The following is a 19,483-nucleotide window of genomic DNA, read 5'->3' on the forward strand; positions in this document are numbered from 1 at the left end:
CGGCTCTCTCGCGATCACGAGGGCTTGCCCGAAAGTTCGGAGGCGTTTATCAGAATCGCCTCCTGCCATCGCCTCTTGACCAAGCTCGCGCCTGCATACCCATCGTGATGGGAATCAAACACTATCTTAGTAGACAATGGAATAGACGGGTTCAGTATCCGCGCTATTCGTGAAATTCCACAGCCACGCCGTCTCATCCAGCGACATATTAATACAACCATGAGTACCTGAATTAAATGCTTCAGGCGCATAATGGGGGAACTGCTTGCCAGGACCGTAGTCATCGGCAGCTCTCCACCAGCTATCATGGTAGTAATATTCGCCGACATGATACATCATCGCGTAGTGAATAGGGGTAGCTGGATAATAGAATGGTGAGTTCTTATCCTGTTCAAAGGACTTAAAGACGGCCGGTGACTGTCGATTTGTGATCTGGGTAAATCCTGGAGGGGTTGGTTTGTCCGGCATCCCGCTCACGACCAGAATCGACCTGACCAGTCTTCCATTATCATAGACACGCAGGGTTCCATTATAGGTTGAGGTTATCAGTACCTTGCCCGATGTGGCCCCGAGTTGCCTCATCAGATCCAGATCGCTCTGGTGCACCTGATTATAGGGCGTGGAATCGACGGCATCATGCGTCTCAGCCGTGAAAAGGATGCGTTGCTGTTTCGCAGAGTCGATAATTGTTTGATAATCATCGGCTGTTTGAGCCGTTGTCAGAGCTGTTTGCAGATCATAGACCGTACAGTTCCAATAATCATAAGCGGTCGTATAGGTCTGATTGTCATAGCTATCATAATAGGGGTGGGCATTGCCCCAGTTTTTGCTGTCATTCATCAGTTTTGTGACATCATAGGTCGCTTCTTGTGTCAGCAATGGCAGATGAATGTTATCCATATCCCGGGTCAATTGAGTCGAGAAATCGATAAATTTGCCACTATCGAGTAATGATTTATCCGTCGTATATTGTTTTTGATACGAGCTTGCATCACCCCCATATTGTTTAAGTGAATTAATAGAAGCCTGGAATTGGCCGAGCTTATATTGTCCTACATAGGGAATCGCCTGGGTAGTCACCGTATTGGCCGTCCGGGTTTGTGCATCGATCTGACTGATGATCTTATTAAAATCATCCGGGGTGGTGGCCTTGCGGAACAACTGTATATCAGAGGTCGCCTGGGAATCCATCGCGGTTGTATCCAGGTTCGAGCTTTTCATCGATTTGACAACATTTTGAAAGTTCATCAGATCATAGTTGGCCGTTCCGAGCAGTGTCAGGGCTTTGGTGGCCTCCGCTGCCCGCTGACTGACTTTCGCATATTGGCCAGGCTGGTGTGCACTATTCATCTCGGCCTGAGTCTGGGTTAGTGTGTTCGTGAAATTGCCTGCCTCCACAAATCCCTGCGATTGACGTTGTGAAAGGATCGTAGAAAACGATTTTAAAGCAGCCGAAGCCTGTGTTCCCAATTGCTGTGTGGTCTGGTCATCGAGGCCTTTCACCTGTACCGTAAGAGTTTGATAATTTTCAGTCAGATTTGAATAATAATTAGTAGTGGGCTGGCTTGAAAAAAGTGCGAGCGGCGCATTGGTACCATTAATTTTATTTTCCTGGGCAATAATAGGGCGAAGTAAGCTGTCTGGCACGCCGATGCTCTGTGCATTGGCGATAGCTTTGTCTAAGTTTGCTTTATCTGTATTGGCCTGATTTTGTACCTGGGGATTGCCACAGGCACTCAAGATCATCATAAAAAGCAGACTGATACTCATAACAGACAGCACCTTTTGCGAGCGCCACAGCGGAGCCTTGTGCTGAACCATAACGGGATGAGCCTCCTGAATTCATAGGTTTAGTAAGCATCGTTTTATATAAAAACAGTGAATATAGTGTCCCTCTATTCATTATAATCGATTCTGAAGGCGAAATGTTTCGCAAATAGGACCAATCTGAAGTACATTCGAATAGATAGTCTACAAACTCCTTCGTTTTTTCGTTTATCCCGTTCCTTTGAGGGTATGAGTGAATAGCGTACAGGAAAGTGCCTGGCTGAACTAAGAAATTTTTGTAATCAATTCACCCCAAAATGGAATCGTTTTATAGAAGCTATAGCGCTCCTGACTGATGCGCTGACTTTCAATAGCTATTTTCTTGAGCTCGGCTTGATCTAGATCCAGGATATCTGAGAAATCCTTGCAGAAAAAGGCGTAGAGGTCTGGCGCGTACATCACGATATCTGCACGTTGGAATGAGAGTATTGGATTGCCCGCTTGCATTGGTTCAGCAAGCAGGAAGCGATGGCCATAGATAGGAATAAGTCTGGGCGCATTGGCGAGTAAGAGTTCTATTTGTTGTTTTTGTCCATATTTCGTCACTGGTTTTCGTCCCCAGCCGGGCTTCCAGAGATTATTTTGCAGCACCTCGTAACTGATATCCTCGTTAATCTGCTGATAGGCGTGCTCGATTGTCTGACTATCCCTGTTCCAGTTTTGAAAGAGGGGAGCATCGCAGGGAATGATTTTGCGGGTATCACCATCGTAGGTAGCGATAGTAACAGGCCGATCCAGGCAATGTAAAATGGAGAGGAAGGCGCGATAATCAGGAGGAAAGCGCACAGACCAGCGTTGTTCAAGCGCAACGATCTCCTCTTCAGTCAGGCCAGACCACTGTGTATTGGGTTGCCAGATGCAACTTGTTTTATGCTGGGCTAAAAACTCCTCGAATGTCAGAGGCTGATAGGTGCGCCATTTTGTTTCGGTTTGTTCCTTGATCAACGAAAGAAATTGCTCATCAAAGGGATGTGACATAGATAATTACCTCTATTAGATTCTATTGATCTTTTTGCTGCATATATGCTGCCTATGAGCTGTGTATGTTGTGTTTACAAGCCTAATATGCCTGACCTTTCTTGTCAACAGCAAGCATAGAGGTTTTGATAAAGTATTTGCATCCTATGAGTAGCAAGATTCCGATGATACTGGGAGTCTGCTCATTCTGAGAGCTGCACTGATTGCATATCAGCAGGCTCTCCGTCCTTGCGGGTGAAAGCGGGGTGCAGGGGCGGCAGCCCATAGGTGCGAACGTAAGGCTGTACAAGCGGGATTGCAAAGGGCGGCCAGCCCTTTGCCGGGGTTTGGGGTGTCCCCAAATACCCCTTTTTCTTCTTTTCTTCGCCGCCGCGCGCGGCGGCGAGAGGGAGGTGAGAGATCGGGGCACAGCCCCGAACCCCAGGTTAAGGGTTGCACCCTTAACAATCCCGCTTACGTTCGCACCTATGGGGCGGCAGCCCATGACGGAGCGCGATGGCAGGCATGCCGGGGGCATGACAGTCCTCGCAAACTCCCCCTCCTCTCAATCCCCCGGAAGGAGAGAGTGCCTATCAGCAGGCGAGCAGGCGCATGAATTATGATAAATTACATAAGATGTGTACTATATCACAAAAAACATGTGAAGTAAATCATAGTTGTTTATCTATTCATAACCTATACTGTGCCCATAAGAGAGACGCCTGACGCGTTAAACTCTTTGGGAAAACAAAACACTACTGTTTTGTTTGTTTCTGTGAAGACGTATGTATGAAGACAAGTAGTAATGAAGGGAAAACACATGAAACTGTCAAATCTTTTCGGCAACACTGAGAGCGTTGCAACTGCCGCTCAGAATAGCGCCTTTGAACTGGACGATCAGGCTCTGGCAACAGTCAGTGGCGGTTGTGGTCCTAGCTATTGCCACGAAGGTGGCGAGTACCAGGGTACTGGCTTTGAGTTCGGCGGCGGCTATTCCTTTGGCGAATATGGCGGCTGGGGAGATGAGTGCCATCATCATCACCATCACCATTGCCACAGCTGGGGCTGGGGATGCTAATATGCCGGCCGTGTGGCCAGGTAGCCCTTTCATAATCGGTAAAGGGAACGGTACAGGATAGGAAGGTGCTTCCTTCCAATGAGTTGCGCCATGATCTTGTACACGTTTGTCTAAAAAGTCCATCATGTCAGGTGAAAGACCCGCGTGATGGACTTTTTTATGGTCCGTTTATTCATCACTGCCTTGATACTTCTCACTAAAGAATAGTATAGAAGAGAAGGATTAGAAATATTGATTTTGAGAAAATTTAGATAGTTCTTTTGCTTTGTTTTGTTCTGATTGTAGAAAAGCTTGTATTCTATATAATTGTTCGACTATAATAGGATAAATTATGTTTCTATTATGCAATGAAGAATGAATGAGAGAAAAAGTGAAAGGCAACGTTAAAGAATCTTCCCTGGACAGAAATACACGGGAAGTGACGTTCATGGCAAGTGGGCGCTCCGCCCATATTCACCGTGAAAATGTCTATGCTTTGCGTGCTGCGCTCTTTGTGGCAGTGCTGCTGCCGGTGCTAATCGTAGGATTTTTGCTGGCCCAGTCGCCAGTTTTTAGTGGTCAGGAGGTTGCGGTGGGGAAGACTATTTTTACGTATCAGCCTCCATCCAGGCAGGGTATCACTGCTATAGCCTGGTCTCCTGATGGAACACATATTGCATCTGGAGGTGCGGATGTACAGATATGGGACGCAAAAACTGGAGCACATAGCCTCATCGTCAAAGATGCCACGGTCTCTGGTACGTCTGTGAATGCTGTAGGCTGGTCCTCAGATAGCAAGCTACTGGCGATTGGTGGTTCCGATATGGGCATCTGGAATGCTCAAACTGGACAGAAAAAGCTTTCGTATCAGCCACCAGTGCAGCATTCTTCTCCAGTTGGAACGCTGGCGGTCCATGCGTTAAAGTGGTCACCCGACAATACGATGATCGCGACTGCTTATACGTATCGTTATACAAAAGCCAACTCCAGGAACGCGACTGTTGTTGAGGGAGTAGATGTCTGGCAGGTCAGCAATGGAGCGCATTTGTTTACATATCACGTTGCGAGGGGGATGGTGACTTCATTAGTCTGGTCGCCAGATGGATTGCGGATCGCAATTGGTGGAACCGAAAATACTTTGTCCGCCTGGGATGCGACAACTGGCAAAAATGTGGTGAATTATGCTGTATCCGGTCGTGTCACTGCCGTTGATTGGTCTCCTAATGGGATGTATCTGGTGTCAGCCGCCAATAGTCTGGACATCTGGGCGATTGGAACTTCTAGAAAGCCGATTGGTATTCTGGAGGGCACGAGTGGTGCAAAAGCAAAGACAGTTGCAGATACACTGGTGAAGTGGTCGCCGGATGGAAAATATATCGCATCGGTAGATACAGTGATCCATGTCTGGAACTCTTCTAGTGGTGCCGATGTGCTTGACTACGCGAATCATCAAAATCCTATCAAGAGCCTGGACTGGTCGCCTGATAGTACTGATATTGCTTCAAGCGATGTGCCACCTGTCGGCGATCCCAATAGTACTAGTCGAGTCGATGTCTGGCGTGCCCAATAACTGAAGATTAAGGTAGCGACAAAGTGCGTTACCCCCCAATGGGAAGCTGTTTTTCTAAAGAATTCCTTATTTTTTTGATAATACCGTCAAAAAAATAAGGAATTCTTTTTAATTGTGCAGTATACGTAGCAGCAAAAACGCTGAACCGACAAATATAGGTGAGCAAATGAAACAGGAATCGTAACCGGTGAAACTCATGAAACAAATATGACTGAAGCGCTCTCATACTATATGATGCTAATTTGAGATGACGTGTCATCCCGAAAGCACGTGAATTGTTTTCGCTGTAATTGCCTGGGTAAAGATTTCTTGCTATACTCGCGAATTGACATAAGGAAATGGATCTTTCGCAAAAGAGCAGCATCTTCTATAAGTAAGTGCATGATCTCTGCATAGTGGAGCAGATGAGCTTACAGGTAATAAAGCACCTCAGTATGGTACTGAATTGACTTCTGTTGTCCAATAACTTAACAAGGAAGCCGTTTTAATGAAGAAGAATGCATTGCTCACTTTGCCAAGCAATGGTACGACGCAACCCTCACTAGTAGAGTTTACTCTTGAGACATCCAATCGAGAATTTGCTGAGCTAAAGCAGCTTGTGAAGCGACAAGGATTGTTAGAAAAGCAACCTGCGTATTATACCTCTCGCATTGTCATGTTGGCGGCCCTGCTCGTTGCGAGTTTAGTGGCCCTTTGTTTCGTTCATCTTTTCTGGTTTCAGCTGTTGGATGCCGTATTCATGGCGTTTGTCTTTGCACAGATTGGCCTGCTCAGCCACGAGGCGGGCCATCGTCAAATGTTTCATCGTTCATGGAAGCATGACCTGGTAGGTTTAGTCGGAGGGAATCTGCTCATCGGCATGAGTTATGCCTGGTGGATGGATAAGCACAATCGGCATCATAGTAATCCTAATCAGGTCGATATGGATCCAGATATTGAAATTCCCTTTCTGGAATTTACTGGCAAAGAAGATCTAGACCAGATCGGCAGTTTCAGACGTTTTTTGGTGAAACATCAGGCAGTGATTTTTATCCCCGCTCTTATGACCGTCTCAACCGGCCTCCAGACGAATAGTTTCAAGTTCTTGCTGGCTAATAAATGCAAATTTTATGCTCTGGAATGGACCTTATTGCTGACGCATGCAGCCCTCTACCTGGCGCTGATTTTCCTGAATATGAATATCTGGCAGGGGATTGTGTTTATCGTAGTTAACCAGGCTCTGACAGGTTTTTACCTGGGAGCGGTTTTCGCGCCCAACCACAAGGGAATGCCAGTATTGGATAAAGATGATAAGGTTGGTTTCTTATATCGTCAGGTGGTAACGTCCCGCAACATCTATGCTAATCCGATTGTTGATTTTGTTTATGGTGGGCTGAATTACCAGATTGAGCATCATTTGTTTCCCTCGATGCCACGCAATAAATTAAAGCGCGCCCAAAGGCTGGTCAAGGATTTTTGTCGAGAGCGCAATATTCCCTATCATGAAACACATATATTGGAATCCTTCCGTGAGATTCTGACGCACCTGTATCATATTGGAGCCCCATTGCGTAAGGCCGCCTAGATCTGCTTGCACACCAATAGCGCTCAAATATAATCTATTCTTCAGGGCAGGGCAGGGCAGACGCTCACGCTCCTGTCCTTTTTGATTGAGCTATACAGAAAGACGCCCTTCAAAGGACGTCTTTCTGTATAGCTCAATCATTTTTTGAGCACCTCTAGTGCGAAAACGATGGGAGTCAGGCACATCCATGCAGTCTTCACTGGTGATCGTCGATAGCCCGTAAGGCTTGTTGAATCTTTTTGAGATGCTCCTCTAAAACAGCATTGAGAGCATATAATTTCTCCTGCGTCTGAAGGTCACAAACATCATTTATCCACTGATCGACCTGGTTAAGCTGACTTTTTTGTTCCATAATCCAGAAACGGATACGCTGTTTCACATTCACGAGATCGCTATTCTGACATGGGATATAGCCAATAAACATCTCAGTCGCCTTATCCTCCTCCAATGAGATTTGTAGGAGGCCCGGCAGGTGGGATGTCCCATCCGACCGTATTTCACGCACATGAAATTTTCCGTACTGCTTCACTGTAATACCGCATTTTGGCAATGTCTGCATCACATCAACCTTCCTCTGACGCCTTTAAGGGACAGATGAACTGATAAATAGTGTTTCCACTCTCTACTTCAGCGCGCCAGGCTTTCTCTTTTTAATCGGCTTTCCACCTGCATATGTTCAAGTAGAATGCGCTCATCCAAAAAAGCTGATCTTATTACTCTGTCAGCCTTCATTTGAAGGGTTGCCCGCTACGCGGGGGTGGGGGGAAGAGGCCAGGGCGCAGCCCCGGAACCCAGTCAGGTGATTGCATCCCCTGCACCCCTAGCCTTCAAATGAGCTGTGACAGAGCACTATGCTATTCTCCACTGCTTGATGAAGCAGTTCCTGTCCTCGCCATTATTCCCTTCCCCAATCGCCCCGAATGAGAAAGAGCTTTTTTGGGCGATTTGTTCACAGGCATAAGCTCTATCTTATGCCTGTGCTTTTTATACTGCTTGCATAAGAGGTTATCTGCCACTGTGTTTTATGGGGAATGCTTTATAGGGCCAGACTTGTTTTGTTAAAGAGAGGCGACATTTCTCTTTATCACACCTTGCATACGAAGAGGAGGAGGACTTGATCATGCGTATGCATTTGACTATAATGAAAGAAAAGCTATACATTAAGGATAGAAATGAAGAATTATTCAGAACAAACAGCTCTACCTGATATGGAAACATTCACATCTGAATTCCTTGCTCAGTCTCAGTTAACCGATGAGTTGGTCGTGGTAGGGACTGCACGCTATAAAAAGACACTGGCTTTTATCAAGTATGCGCTGCTGTTGGATGCTATTGATGAGGGATGGTTGTATGAGCAGCAGGGCTGGATGTTTAATCAATTGCACCGCTATCGCGAGGCTGTCGAGGCTTTTGATCGTGCGCGTCGCCTGGGTTACGCGAACGATGGTTGGCTCTACAAGCAGAAGTCCTATGCCTTAAATAAGTTGGAGCGCAATGAGGAAGCATTGGAAGCGGGAGAACGGGCCAGGAAGCTGGGCTATGTCAATGAAGAATAGCTCTTCCTTCCCGCAACCCTGCTTTTCTGTCGCTCCCAATTTTCTGTATTGTCTTGCCTGTTTAGACAGAAGTACTAAATAAAGCATCAACCTCTGGGTAGATTGATACTTTTTATTTATACTGAGAGAGGATATAGATAAAAGCTCAAGCAGCTTGTTGGTAAGGGGAGTTTATGAATTTCTATCAATCTCTCTTGGCAATCATGACTCAAACACCTCTGATGTTTCTCATCGGCGGCATCGTGGCGTTTGGATTGACATATGTTTTTACCTTTGCTGTCCTGGCTCTGTGCCGCAAGATGAATTGGTTTGAACCTGTTGTGGCCCATAAAGTGCACACGCAGGCACTTCCCCGTCTGGGTGGGCTGGCGATTTATGCCGCCTTCCTGGTGGCCTCACTCCTCTTTTATATCCCTACCCTTAGCCAGCAACCTGGACAACATGAGATTATTTTTGGGCGGAGTTTTCCAAAAGAACTGATTATTTACGGCTTATTTGTACTTTCATCACTCTTGATCGTAAGCGTACATGCCTATGATGATGTGAAGGGACTCAAGCCCTGGCCGAAGTTGTGCGCCCAGACAATCGCGGTCTTGTTGTTGATAGGACCGGGCCTGCACAGCTTCCATGGGGTACTCTTCTTTGGCGTCAACAATCCTTTTGTGCATGCTACAACTCTCTATAATGCTGCTTTGCCCTGGTATCAGCAGCCTGAGTTGACACTCTTTATACGCCAGCCAGTCGTCTCCTGGCTGGCTTTGCCCGCCGTTCTCTTCACCTGGTTCTGGTTTGCCGGCATGATGAATGCAATCAATTTTATGGATGGGCTAGATGGGCTGGTTGCAGGTATTGTTGCAATTGCGAGTCTGTTTATCGCCATTATTAGCTGGCAAATGGGTCAATATACTATTGCGACGCTGGCAGCAATCTTTACTGGTGCGGTAGCGGGCTTTCTGCCCCATAACTGGCATCCATCGCGGATCATCATGGGGGATAGTGGCTCACAGTTCCTGGGCCTGGGTCTGGGTATGCTTTCCATTATGGGTGGCGCAAAGTTCGCATTGATTGCGATGATCCTGGGCATCCCGATCCTGGATATTGCCTGGGTAATGATCAACCGCATGCGACGCGGGCAGAGTCCTATGCAGCGTGACCTGCTACCCCAATACTCTCACAAAACGCATCTGCATTATCGTTTACTCTTCGGCGGTTTCACTCCTCGACAGGTCTGCTATCTTTTCTATACAGTCACCGCCCTGTTTGGTCTCTGCGCGCTTAACCTGCCCCGCATCTTCAAGTTTGCAGGCTTTGGTGTCGTAGGGCTGGTCGTCTGCGCTCTCTTCTGGTGGAGTATTTATCTGCAGCGTACGAGCACAGGCAAAAAGCAGCAAGCATAGTCTCTTGATCAAGATACAAGCAATAGTGCTCTCTTCATCTGGTAAATATGCCATATGGTGCTAATTTTTATGAGAGATAGCATCAAAAAGAGACGTATTATTTCGTGGATGCATATCCAGATCCTATCATCCTTTTATGGAACTATTCCTTCATCTATAACGTCTTGTTTCTAGTGCTATTTTGCGCATTAGTCACATAGCATACTGGCTTCTTGTATTCTTACTTTTCAATTTATGCTCTTTTTGAGTGAAATCTCTACACGCATAGAGGAGTGAATGTATGATCTCTACCTGGCATTCTCCGCGAAAATCTTACCTTCTGGCTTCTGGCTTTTTATTGTTGTTGACTATTTTTCTTGCCGCCTGTGGTGGTGCTAGCAGTGCCACGAACTCCACCACTTCATCAGGAGTGCCTTCCAGTATGCATCAAGCTGCCTATGGTGGCGCGAATAATAATGCTGGCAACGCTACTACGAATGGATTATCGACTGGTAATGCGGCTGGTGGGTCTTCATCATCTGTAAAGAAAGATGTTGCTGCTCCTCAATATATCATCAAAACCTTAAAGGTATCCATGCAGGTTGCGGATACTCGTAAGGTTGCCAGCGCCATTCAGCACTGGATCAGCACAACTGATCCCCTATCAACTTCTACCGGAGCCGATTATTCTCAAACAGGCAATAATGCTTATACTGTCACGCTCTCTTTTTCAGTGCAGGCCAGCCTCTATCCAAATGTTTATAGCTATCTGCGCGATTATAGTACGCAGAGTGGAGTAAAAGGGACATTGCTCGGTTTCACTGAGAGTGTACAGGATGTGAGTTCTGATTATGTTGATACTCAATCCCGTATCACTAATTATAAAGGTGAGCAGGCACGCTTGATCCAGTTAATGAATAAAGCTCAGGCGATGAGTGATGTTGTTACTATCGAGCAAAAGTTGACGGAAGTTGAAGGTAGCATTGAGACCAGCGAAGCACATTTAAAGTCATTGAATAGTCAGGTGACTTTTTATACCGTATCAGTCAATTTGCAGCCAATACTGGATGGTACGCCAGCGCCCAGACCATCTGTGGATTCCGGCTGGTCGATTGGATCAATTTTTAGTAGTGCCTTTGCCGCCTCATTAGGATTAGGACAGGCGATACTTACCTTCTTGATCTGGTTGCTCGCTTTTAGTATCTATATTGTTCCTGTCGCAATAATCGTCCTGCTCATCCGTAAATTCCGTACACGTATCGTCACATTGTTATCTCCAGCCCCGCTGCTACAAACCCCTCCTAAAACCGAGTAAATTTTTGAAACAAACGTTTGCTACAATGGGAGTGCAGAGGGCGAAGCCTTCTGCCGGGGTGTGGGGTGTCCCCACATACCCCTTTTTCTTCTTTTCTTCGCCGCCGCACGCGGCGGCGAGAGGGAGGGAAGAGACCGGGGCACAGCCCCGGACCCCAGGTTAAGGGTTGCACCCTTAACAATCCCGCTTACGTTCGCACCTATGGGGCTAGCCGCCCCCTTGCAACCCCGCTTGTAGAGCGGATTGAAGCGAATAGAGCATTTGCTCAAAAATTCGGGATAACTCACCGCAATGATGTTACCCGGGTATTCTTTGTAGCTCTCTGCTATCCTCTTCCAACCGGGTACTGATTTCCATGGGCGTGATACTGTTATAGTCGGGATTGAGTTTAAAGGTGATATCGCGAATATTTTTGGCACGCCGTGAGTATTCCGTTCCTGAGAGTCGAGTTAAGGATGCTAGAAGTTGATCAATATGTATAGGTGTTCCGATGCTCTGTGTATCCATCAGTAAAACGATTTGCGGCTCAAGCTGTGTATCTTCAATAAGCATAGACAGCGTAATACGATGTTGACGGCGCACGTCCTTAAATGTTTGACGAGGCGTATTCATGATTGCTTCCTCTACCATCTTTCCAGTGCTTGTGCGTATCAGATGATCCTGTTCACAGGATTATGCTGCTAGCACTCTTTATAATCTTCTCTATAGTATGACGCTCAATGCACCAGAGATAGCATCTGGTATTTATTTAACTATACGGAAGTACTATTTCAGCAGCCAGTATTGCTCTTATCTGCTACTATTCAGTTTCTGGCAGGAGACGCACCTCGATGGCTTTTAAAACCGGTGGGATTCTGTGTCTGGTGTTTGTGATAAATGAGATGAGCACCCGTTTCCCAGGTTTTAACTCGCTCAACAGAATACTGCTAATCCCGTCGCTGTTTTCCTGAAGAAGCTGGGTTGCCTGGTCAACCTGCACACTGAACTTTTTGAATCGATTATCCTGTTGCAGATCACCATCTATGCGTAACACTGCCAGGGTTGGCTGTGCCGTGGGTATAATGATATCGGTAATCATACCTGATACCTGTTGACGTGGTTTCAGTGTGCACGACATATCTGCCAGGGATATCTCCTGATTGTTGGCTGTATTCGTTGATCCTATTATTGTACTGAGTAATAAGAGGATCATGAGCAAGAATAAGCATCGTAGATTGTGTTTCATCTGTAAGTGCCTTGTAGATATATCGTTTCGCTGCAAGCATTGTGTTGCATTGCCAGGGAGAGGACGTCTCGGATCCCTAAAAAGTTCCCGGTTGATAGCTATTTTCTCTATACATCGCTGATTTGATAAGAGGGGAGACTGAAAGAAGGAGAACTTGATGGAGACTAACCCCTAAAATTGGTGGTGGGCTCGTTAGTAAAAGAGAATACGGCCATTGTAATGCGTTCTCTAATTTTTGATGTTGTGTGGGAAAGGAATGATGACAATGAGCGAGAAAAATGAACGCAGATCATGCAATGAATTCAAGGAAAAGAAGCATTTTAGCACGCACAGCCAGTATTCACTCTCCCTGGCGTTGGGCCTCCTGCTGGTCGTTTGTATCTTATTGCTAAGTGCCTGTGAAGCCAGTGCCGCCCCCTCCACCACGTCCACTACACCTGTTGCCTCGGTCAGTGCCAGTAACGGGACGACAGTGCCACCGTTTCATAGTACACCAACGACCGCAATGACAGCAACGCCCTCCACGACTAATCACTATACGGTAAAAATTTACTTCTCTAAACCGAATGCACTGCAAGCCAATGATAATCTGGGAACAGTCTTCTGGGTCCAGCGTGTGGTACAGACCAATCAGGTTGCCACCTATGCGCTGCAACAACTGATCAATGGTCCTACGGCCAGTGAGGTCAAGCAGGGCTATCAATCAATGCTACACAATGCGATCAGCGGGAAGTCAACCTGCGCTGGACAAGCTGATTTTCGGTTGACGCTGAATGCGAGAGGCCCAAAGCCCGAGCCTGGTACAGCCACACTTACCCTCTGTCATGCGATGCACTCGGCTGGCGTAGGGACAGATGCAGGCATTCAATCTGAGATTGACTCGACACTTACTCAGTTCCCTACCATCAAGAAAGTCGTCATTTTAACGAGCGACAAACATTGCTTTGGGGATGAAAGCGGTACTGATCATTGCTTACGTTAAAGCCCGAGCGAGCGCATTCGCCGGGCAAACCAGCATCTTGTGCAGGCTAGAGTATGAGGGGTTTGACATCGTATTGTTTCCGGTGTTCGCCGCAAAGCCAGAGGATATTCCCATCTGACGTGATGGTCTTGTTCAGTCCTCCCCAGCTGCGGTCACTGTCGACAGTTTTGAGGAAGCCGTAGAGGGCTCTCAACGCGGAGCCCTCGGCCTGACCTTCATGATGCTCCTGTGTTTGCGAGATAACATCATCCAGGATATGCTCGCCGACGATCTCGGGTATGCTGTAGGTAATTTGCTCCATGAGGTCAATATGGGCCTGCAAACTCTCGATATTGATGGTATTGTAGATGGCTCCGGCGGCCACACCCAGGGGGATGCCAAATTTCAGGAAATTGATAAGATGGTTGAGCCAGGGACTGATCTTTTGCCACCATTCTTCCGATGCGCGGAGCGTATAGCCTTCCCCTACAGCGTGTGGCCGTGAGGGATGCTGGCAGACAAGATAGAGGCGGTATTCCTGGCTGATCCAGTTTTTGGGATTCCACCGGTGGTTGGCTCCCAGGGTCAGGAAGAAGGTGTTTGGGCATTCAGCTTCAATGCGCTGCATCTCTAGATTCCATTGACGTGTGAAATTGCGTGCGATTAATTCTGATTGCTGGCGCAGTGTTTCTAGAATCAGCTGATCTTCTTGTTGTAAATATTCCAGGCGATGGACGATCTGTTGTTGACCACGTTTGATATCAGCCATCACTTCCTGATCAGTACTGGTATGGATGCCATACAACAATTTGGGGACTGAGATTTCCTCAAAACTGTGGGCACATTCGACTTTATAGCGTTTTTTGTGCATACGCCGTGTCAGTTCTTCATAATTGTAGAGGTGGCGACAGGGGCTGGCATAAGGATTATTCCAGTGGCAGATACAGGGGATTTCACGCCGTAATTGCAGACCCTGGAAGCGGGCCAGGATGATGTCCAGGGTGTTTTTGAGGATGGTGAAGAAGTTGTAGGGCTGAATACCTCGTACGATGATGCGTAACTCGCGTAGCATAGGATTCAGCTCAACACGTGCCTGATGACCCTCGTAGGCCAGTGCTACGCCTTCACGCCAGTGAAGATTCTGACTATAACGATGGGTGCGTACAATAAACCAGCTCATAATGCCTGAAGGAACAAAATCAAAGCGATAGATCATCTCAACCTGGGTCTCATCAGGCGCGGGCGTTCTGGACCACACTGGTAGATGGGTTGGCGGTTGAAATGGCAGCAATTGAGGAATCAGGCTGCTGGTTGCATAGGCGCCGGGTTTATCCGCCTCGATTTGATAACTGAGATCAAAGCGTTCCATCAAGCGTAGAAAGATGGGATAAAGATGCGGCGCATAGGGATGTCCCGCTTCGTCGGTCGCCCAGATGCGCGGTAACTCGGAATGGCGTAGAATACCGTTTGCCTGTCTGGTTGCTTCATCGGTAAGTACATAGCTGATCGCCCTGGTGATCCAGTTGGGTTTTAGAATCACCAGATTATACAGAATATAGTCATCCCGGAAATAGAGTACTTTACCGAGATCATGCAGATAATCGCCCAGCGTGCCGTTGGCGACACTCTCCTCGACCTGTTGTTCAGCGCAGTAGCGGATGTAGGTATTGGCATCGATTTGATGCTCTGTATGTCCCTGGAGTGCCTGCTCGACCGCCAGCCATTTGCGCGGCCAGCGTTGTCCCATCTGAGGGAGCTTGAGAGCTTGCAGGGCCAGTGTTGTCTGCAACTCTTGCACGCCTTCACCGGTTTTATTGCTCACGCTGATATGCGCAATCACCTGCGGATACGTATCTTTGAGTAACTGATAATTAAGATCGGGTGCACGTTCATCCGTATGGGTGGCTACAATCAGGACCGGGACATCAGGAGCAAGCGCATTGATCGTATCCAGCCAGTAGGAGAGGCGTCCCTGCTCAACGCCCAGGCGTGCATTCCAGACAATTACATAGACCGAGCGCTGAGTCAAGAAAAATTGGTGGGTGGCATGATAGATATGTTGCCCCCCGAAATCCCAGCTATTCAGGGTGACCGGCTGGGACATATCGTGCGTAGCGAGTTCTAAACGGCCAATCTCAATCCCATGGGTACTTGCAGTATCGATAATAAAATCCTCTTTACGCAATGCCCGCAGGAGCGACGATTTGCCAGTTCCTCCCTCGCCCACAATCAGGAGTTTCGCCTCATAACGCGCAATACTATCGTGTTGTAACTCGCGCAAAAACGTCAGAATCTCATCTGTTCCACGAGCCACTACTTCGGGCGGAGGCGTGAGTAAGTCTTTGTTATCGCTCACGTCGATAATTTCCAATTGCGTCAATTTTCCCAGTTCTGGTGGTAATGTACGCAGTTGATTCCATTTCAGGCGTAGTTCTTTCAAACGTGTCAATTGCCCAATCTCCGCGGGCAGTGTTGTGATGCGTGTATTGGACATTCTTAACTGTTCCAGATGAGTAAGTTGTGCAACCTCTGCGGGCAGAAGTGCTATGGCAGGACTCCAGGTTATCCAGAGGGAGGTGAGTTGCTGAAGTTGCCAGAGTGCGTTGGGAAGCGTGCTGAGCTGATCGCCCCCGATAGAAAGGATGCGCAGATTTTGTAGCTGCCCGAGGGTCGCAGGTAGGACCGTTAAGGCTGAAAAGTGGACGCGGAGCTCCTGCAAGGTCGTGAGCTGTCCAATTTCATCAGGCAAGATGGGGAAAGGATTGCGACCAATTGACAGCTCTCTGAGCATAGTAAGTTGTGCAACCGCAGGCGCAAGATCGGTGAGACCGAGATACCAGAGTTCAAGCCGCTGCAACTTTTTGAGATTCCAGATCCCGGCAGGAAGCTGTGGTATGACATTGGTACATTCTACATAGGTTTTCCATTTTTCTTCATCATCTTTAATTTCTCGCGGCATAAAAGAGACACCGATATTGCCCAGAATAAGGACACGTAAACTATTTGCCAACTGCTCAATTTCTGATGGAATACTGGTCAGACAATTGCTATTAAGGATCAGTTTATCCAGGCGGGTGAGCTGACCGATTTCGGCTGGCAGCGCCTGAAGGCGATTATGATTGAGATAGAGGGTTTTGAGTCGTTTCAATTGTCCAAATTGAGGTGAGAGAGAGGTAATACGGTTACAACTGGCATTAAGGTATTTGAGATGGGTGAATTGGTATATTTCTGCGGGAAGCTCTGGTAAATCGAAGCCAAAGATTTCTAATTCTATCAGATAGCCCCGGTCGTCAAAAACGTTTTTTTGGGGCGTGATATGCAGGCGTTGAATTAGTTGTTCCAGAAGCTCATACTCGGTAATGGAACTTGTGGTCATGAGAGAATTATCGTCCTTGTCTATAAATACGAACATCGTGTCCTGTCAGTATTAGTCAGAGTATCTTTCTTCAGTCATCGCAATGTTCCTCTATTACTCCTGGTACTATACCACGACCAATAAACCCTAACAACCGGGTTAAGGTTGCATGTTGGTCGGCTCAGGTCCGCTGGATGGGAGAGCTGAGCAGTAGACGCTTTACTACTCGTAGCAGCTCATCTACATCGAATGGTTTGAATACAACATCTACTGTACTTGTTTTTATGCTATCTAATTTTCCCTGTAATTCATGTTCAGCGGCGGTACAGAGGATAAGAGGAATTGAGGCTGTTGATGGTTGTTGTTTTAAAAGATCGATGAAGTCCCATCCTTCCTGTTTCAGACCGATCATAAGATCAAGGATAATCAGATGGGGTTGGATATTTTTGACGTGGCTGAGGCCATCATGCACGGTATCGGTAGCATGAACTTCATACCCTTCTGCTTCTAAGAGCAGGCGATAAAGTTCTAGAATATCGGGTTCATCTTCGATGACAAAGATGCGTGTTGTCACGTCTGTACCTCATAAAATATAAGCAGAAAATGAGCGTTGCCCGCCTCATTTTTCGCACTGAATGAATAGATGAGCAGTTTTGTTATTTAAATAGTACATCTTTCCTGTGGAAAAATATACACTTTACACGTCTTTTTAGCAAACTGCTGAGAACAATGAGTTCGTATGCGTTGTCATACGCATTCGACATGTTCCATCCATAGTATACCAGAAGCGAGGACGTTGCGCGGGTTGGATTTTGAGATTTGTTTCACTGGTGTCCTGGAGTGTCGTCTGCCTGTTTATGAGTCACTCGAGGCGTTTTCCGCCAGGCGTAGATCGATGACGGCGGTAGGCCTGCCTGTTTGTGTATCCAGACCTACCGCCGTCCAATAACAATAATCAGTTCTCTCCCGCATTTCCTCATTATTCTGGAGCGGATAGCCCTGGCGGGGCTGGCTGACGGTCTGTGACAGACTCATTGTATGGGTGAGCAGATTCATCGTGTGTTGCAATGCGCAAAGCTGCTGTCCCACGCCGCTGGCTGCTGCGGCGAAATAAGGTTTGCCATTTTGTAGAACCAGATAGGTCGTCATCGGTTCAGAGATACGTGCGCCTGGGGCTGGCAGCCGATCATAGATACGATTGGCACCGCTATTAAGAGCGACGCCTTCGACGAATAATCCTGTTTCTCCCCAGGGCGGTCCTTCAAGGCTATGGATAGCGCTGATAAAATTGCCCGCACGATCAATGGCGGCAAGATGATGTGCCTGTCCATCGTTGTCTGATGTGGACTCAAGCTGGATATCATGGTTGAGTATAGAGGTAGCGCGTCTGGACACCTGGGCCTGACTGAGGACATGCCTGAAGGCCGCCTGTTCAGCTTTGGTGGCATTGTGTAGATCTTGTTTGAGTTCACTTGTCTGCATAGCGAGTTTACAGATTTGCATCTCTTCATGCAATGTCTGTGCAGATACAGCGCGTGAGGAAAGTTGATGCAGGCCAAGAGCTTCGGCGATGGCAAGCTCATAACAGAGAGCTGCACCTCCATAGTGAGGTGGTGGCACAGTACGTAGCTCGTAGTTGAGATAGTGTCCGACGAGCGGTGTGTCCCAGCGTGGTTGATAGAGCTGCATATCTTCCAGGCGCATATTGCCACCATGGCGTTGAATGGTATTGACGAATTGACGTGCCCAATCTCCACGATAGAAGTAGGTAGTACCACGTAAGGCCACTTTTTTAAGCGTTTCAGTCAGCTGGGGCTGCTGGAAGAGGCTTTCTCTGGTAGGCAGTTCGCCGGTCGGAGCGAAGATAGCGCACCCTTCCGCAGAGCGTAGCAGGACTTTTTGACGCCGCTGTATAGTATGAAAGTAGGCATCGTTAAGGATGAATCCTTCGCGGGCAAAGTAGATAGCCGGTCGCCAGAGGTCTGCCCAGGGAAGAATACCGAAGCGATGCCAGAGCATTTCCAGTCCAGCCACGATCCCGGGTACTAAGACTGCCCGCCCCGTTGTCTGATGGAGCTGTGGATCATAGGTCATATCGTCGTTGAGTGGACGATTGAAGCCGGCGTTGAGGGCATAGGTCTGACCACTCACGCTTTCATGGTAGATCAGGCTGAGCGAGCCAGCCAGCGTGCTGATGCCGGGTTGGAGTACGGTATCCAGGGCGAGCATGGTCACTATGGCATCAGCGGCGCTGCCTCCCAACTGAAGGGCTTGCAGCCCGGCCCACGTTGAGAGAGGATGATGGGTCGCGATGGCTTCATGGGACGTATGGGCGGTTTTTTGTGTTCCTGTAGGCGTATTTTTCATCAGTGTGGTAAGCTGCTCTTGGTCCCAGTGTGCCGGGTTGAGCGAAGGCATAGGTGATACTCCTTCTCTATGACGAAGAACAGTCACTTACTGCTTGTTCTAGCCTTTCCTTCATGGAAAAGCGATTCTCGCTCTTCGTAATTTTAATCTTACATACTTCCTATAAGACGGATGAAAATAGGCCTGGATTAAATATTTTTGTACAAGATGGCTCATACTTTGATTGTCTTTGACCGTTCTCATGTGCAACCTTAAAAAAGGTTTGCCTCAGAACAAGGTGAATTAGCCTTTTAAGGCAGCCGGTCCGCTAGTTCTTTCTAGTAATGGGTTACCAGACTATGCCTATCTCGTAT

Annotated in this window: 15 protein-coding genes; 7 read left to right on the forward strand and 8 right to left on the reverse strand. The window is 47.5% G+C overall.

Annotated features, from left to right (window positions below):
• Window positions 1-126: 126 nt before the first annotated feature.
• Window positions 127-1,770 carry a L,D-transpeptidase gene (locus F1593_RS22780; RefSeq protein WP_172632366.1) on the reverse strand — a complete coding sequence of 548 codons (1,644 nt, stop codon included), beginning with the start codon at window positions 1,768-1,770 and terminating at the stop codon, window positions 127-129.
• A 282-nt stretch (window positions 1,771-2,052) separates the two neighbouring features.
• A complete protein-coding gene (locus F1593_RS22785) occupies window positions 2,053-2,805 on the reverse strand; it encodes an SMI1/KNR4 family protein (RefSeq protein WP_149403866.1) in 753 nt (250 codons plus the stop codon).
• Between the two features lie 799 nt (window positions 2,806-3,604).
• Between F1593_RS22785 and F1593_RS22790 the strand changes: the two genes are divergently transcribed.
• From F1593_RS22790 to F1593_RS22800, 3 genes are all read left to right on the forward strand, one after another.
• Complete coding sequence (locus F1593_RS22790; RefSeq protein WP_149403867.1) at window positions 3,605-3,862, forward strand: hypothetical protein; 258 nt, start codon at window positions 3,605-3,607, stop codon at window positions 3,860-3,862.
• Between the two features lie 427 nt (window positions 3,863-4,289).
• Entirely contained in the window at window positions 4,290-5,411 is a 1,122-nt protein-coding gene (locus F1593_RS22795) for a WD40 repeat domain-containing protein (RefSeq protein WP_172632367.1), read from the forward strand.
• Window positions 5,412-5,898: 487 nt separating this feature from the next.
• Window positions 5,899-6,975, forward strand: a complete 1,077-nt coding sequence (locus tag F1593_RS22800) for a fatty acid desaturase family protein (RefSeq protein ID WP_149403869.1) — start codon at window positions 5,899-5,901, stop codon at window positions 6,973-6,975.
• Window positions 6,976-7,171: 196 nt separating this feature from the next.
• Here the strand turns inward: F1593_RS22800 and F1593_RS22805 are convergent, their stop codons facing one another.
• Entirely contained in the window at window positions 7,172-7,537 is a 366-nt protein-coding gene (locus tag F1593_RS22805; RefSeq protein ID WP_149403870.1) for a hypothetical protein, read from the reverse strand.
• Between the two features lie 610 nt (window positions 7,538-8,147).
• Between F1593_RS22805 and F1593_RS22810 the strand changes: the two genes are divergently transcribed.
• The 3 genes from F1593_RS22810 to F1593_RS22820 all read left to right on the forward strand — a co-directional run bounded on the left by F1593_RS22810 (window position 8,148) and on the right by F1593_RS22820 (window position 11,222).
• Entirely contained in the window at window positions 8,148-8,531 is a 384-nt protein-coding gene (locus F1593_RS22810; protein WP_149403871.1) for a tetratricopeptide repeat protein, read from the forward strand.
• A gap of 173 nt (window positions 8,532-8,704) precedes the next feature.
• Complete coding sequence (locus F1593_RS22815) at window positions 8,705-9,928, forward strand: glycosyltransferase family 4 protein (RefSeq protein WP_149403872.1); 1,224 nt, start codon at window positions 8,705-8,707, stop codon at window positions 9,926-9,928.
• Window positions 9,929-10,208: 280 nt separating this feature from the next.
• The gene (locus tag F1593_RS22820) at window positions 10,209-11,222 is read left to right on the forward strand and encodes a DUF4349 domain-containing protein (RefSeq protein WP_149403873.1); all 1,014 of its coding nucleotides are present in this window, start codon (window positions 10,209-10,211) and stop codon (window positions 11,220-11,222) included.
• Window positions 11,223-11,519: 297 nt separating this feature from the next.
• Here the strand turns inward: F1593_RS22820 and F1593_RS22825 are convergent, their stop codons facing one another.
• Window positions 11,520-11,834, reverse strand: a complete 315-nt coding sequence (locus tag F1593_RS22825) for a hypothetical protein (protein ID WP_149403874.1) — start codon at window positions 11,832-11,834, stop codon at window positions 11,520-11,522.
• A gap of 187 nt (window positions 11,835-12,021) precedes the next feature.
• Window positions 12,022-12,447 carry a hypothetical protein gene (locus tag F1593_RS22830; RefSeq protein ID WP_149403875.1) on the reverse strand — a complete coding sequence of 142 codons (426 nt, stop codon included), beginning with the start codon at window positions 12,445-12,447 and terminating at the stop codon, window positions 12,022-12,024.
• A gap of 265 nt (window positions 12,448-12,712) precedes the next feature.
• Between F1593_RS22830 and F1593_RS22835 the strand changes: the two genes are divergently transcribed.
• The gene (locus F1593_RS22835; protein WP_172632368.1) at window positions 12,713-13,429 is read left to right on the forward strand and encodes a GerMN domain-containing protein; all 717 of its coding nucleotides are present in this window, start codon (window positions 12,713-12,715) and stop codon (window positions 13,427-13,429) included.
• A 46-nt stretch (window positions 13,430-13,475) separates the two neighbouring features.
• Here the strand turns inward: F1593_RS22835 and F1593_RS22840 are convergent, their stop codons facing one another.
• The 3 genes from F1593_RS22840 to F1593_RS22850 all read right to left on the reverse strand — a co-directional run bounded on the left by F1593_RS22840 (window position 13,476) and on the right by F1593_RS22850 (window position 19,181).
• Window positions 13,476-16,784, reverse strand: a complete 3,309-nt coding sequence (locus tag F1593_RS22840) for a COR domain-containing protein (RefSeq protein ID WP_172632369.1) — start codon at window positions 16,782-16,784, stop codon at window positions 13,476-13,478.
• Between the two features lie 160 nt (window positions 16,785-16,944).
• Window positions 16,945-17,337, reverse strand: a complete 393-nt coding sequence (locus tag F1593_RS22845) for a response regulator (RefSeq protein WP_149403878.1) — start codon at window positions 17,335-17,337, stop codon at window positions 16,945-16,947.
• A 281-nt stretch (window positions 17,338-17,618) separates the two neighbouring features.
• Window positions 17,619-19,181, reverse strand: coding sequence for a gamma-glutamyltransferase (locus tag F1593_RS22850; RefSeq protein WP_149403879.1), 1,563 nt, complete (start codon window positions 19,179-19,181; stop codon window positions 17,619-17,621).
• Window positions 19,182-19,483: the final 302 nt, after the last annotated feature.

Origin of the sequence: Dictyobacter arantiisoli (genome assembly GCF_008326305.1) — a bacterium.
In the GTDB taxonomy this organism is placed as follows: Bacteria; Chloroflexota; Ktedonobacteria; order Ktedonobacterales; family Ktedonobacteraceae; genus Dictyobacter; species Dictyobacter arantiisoli.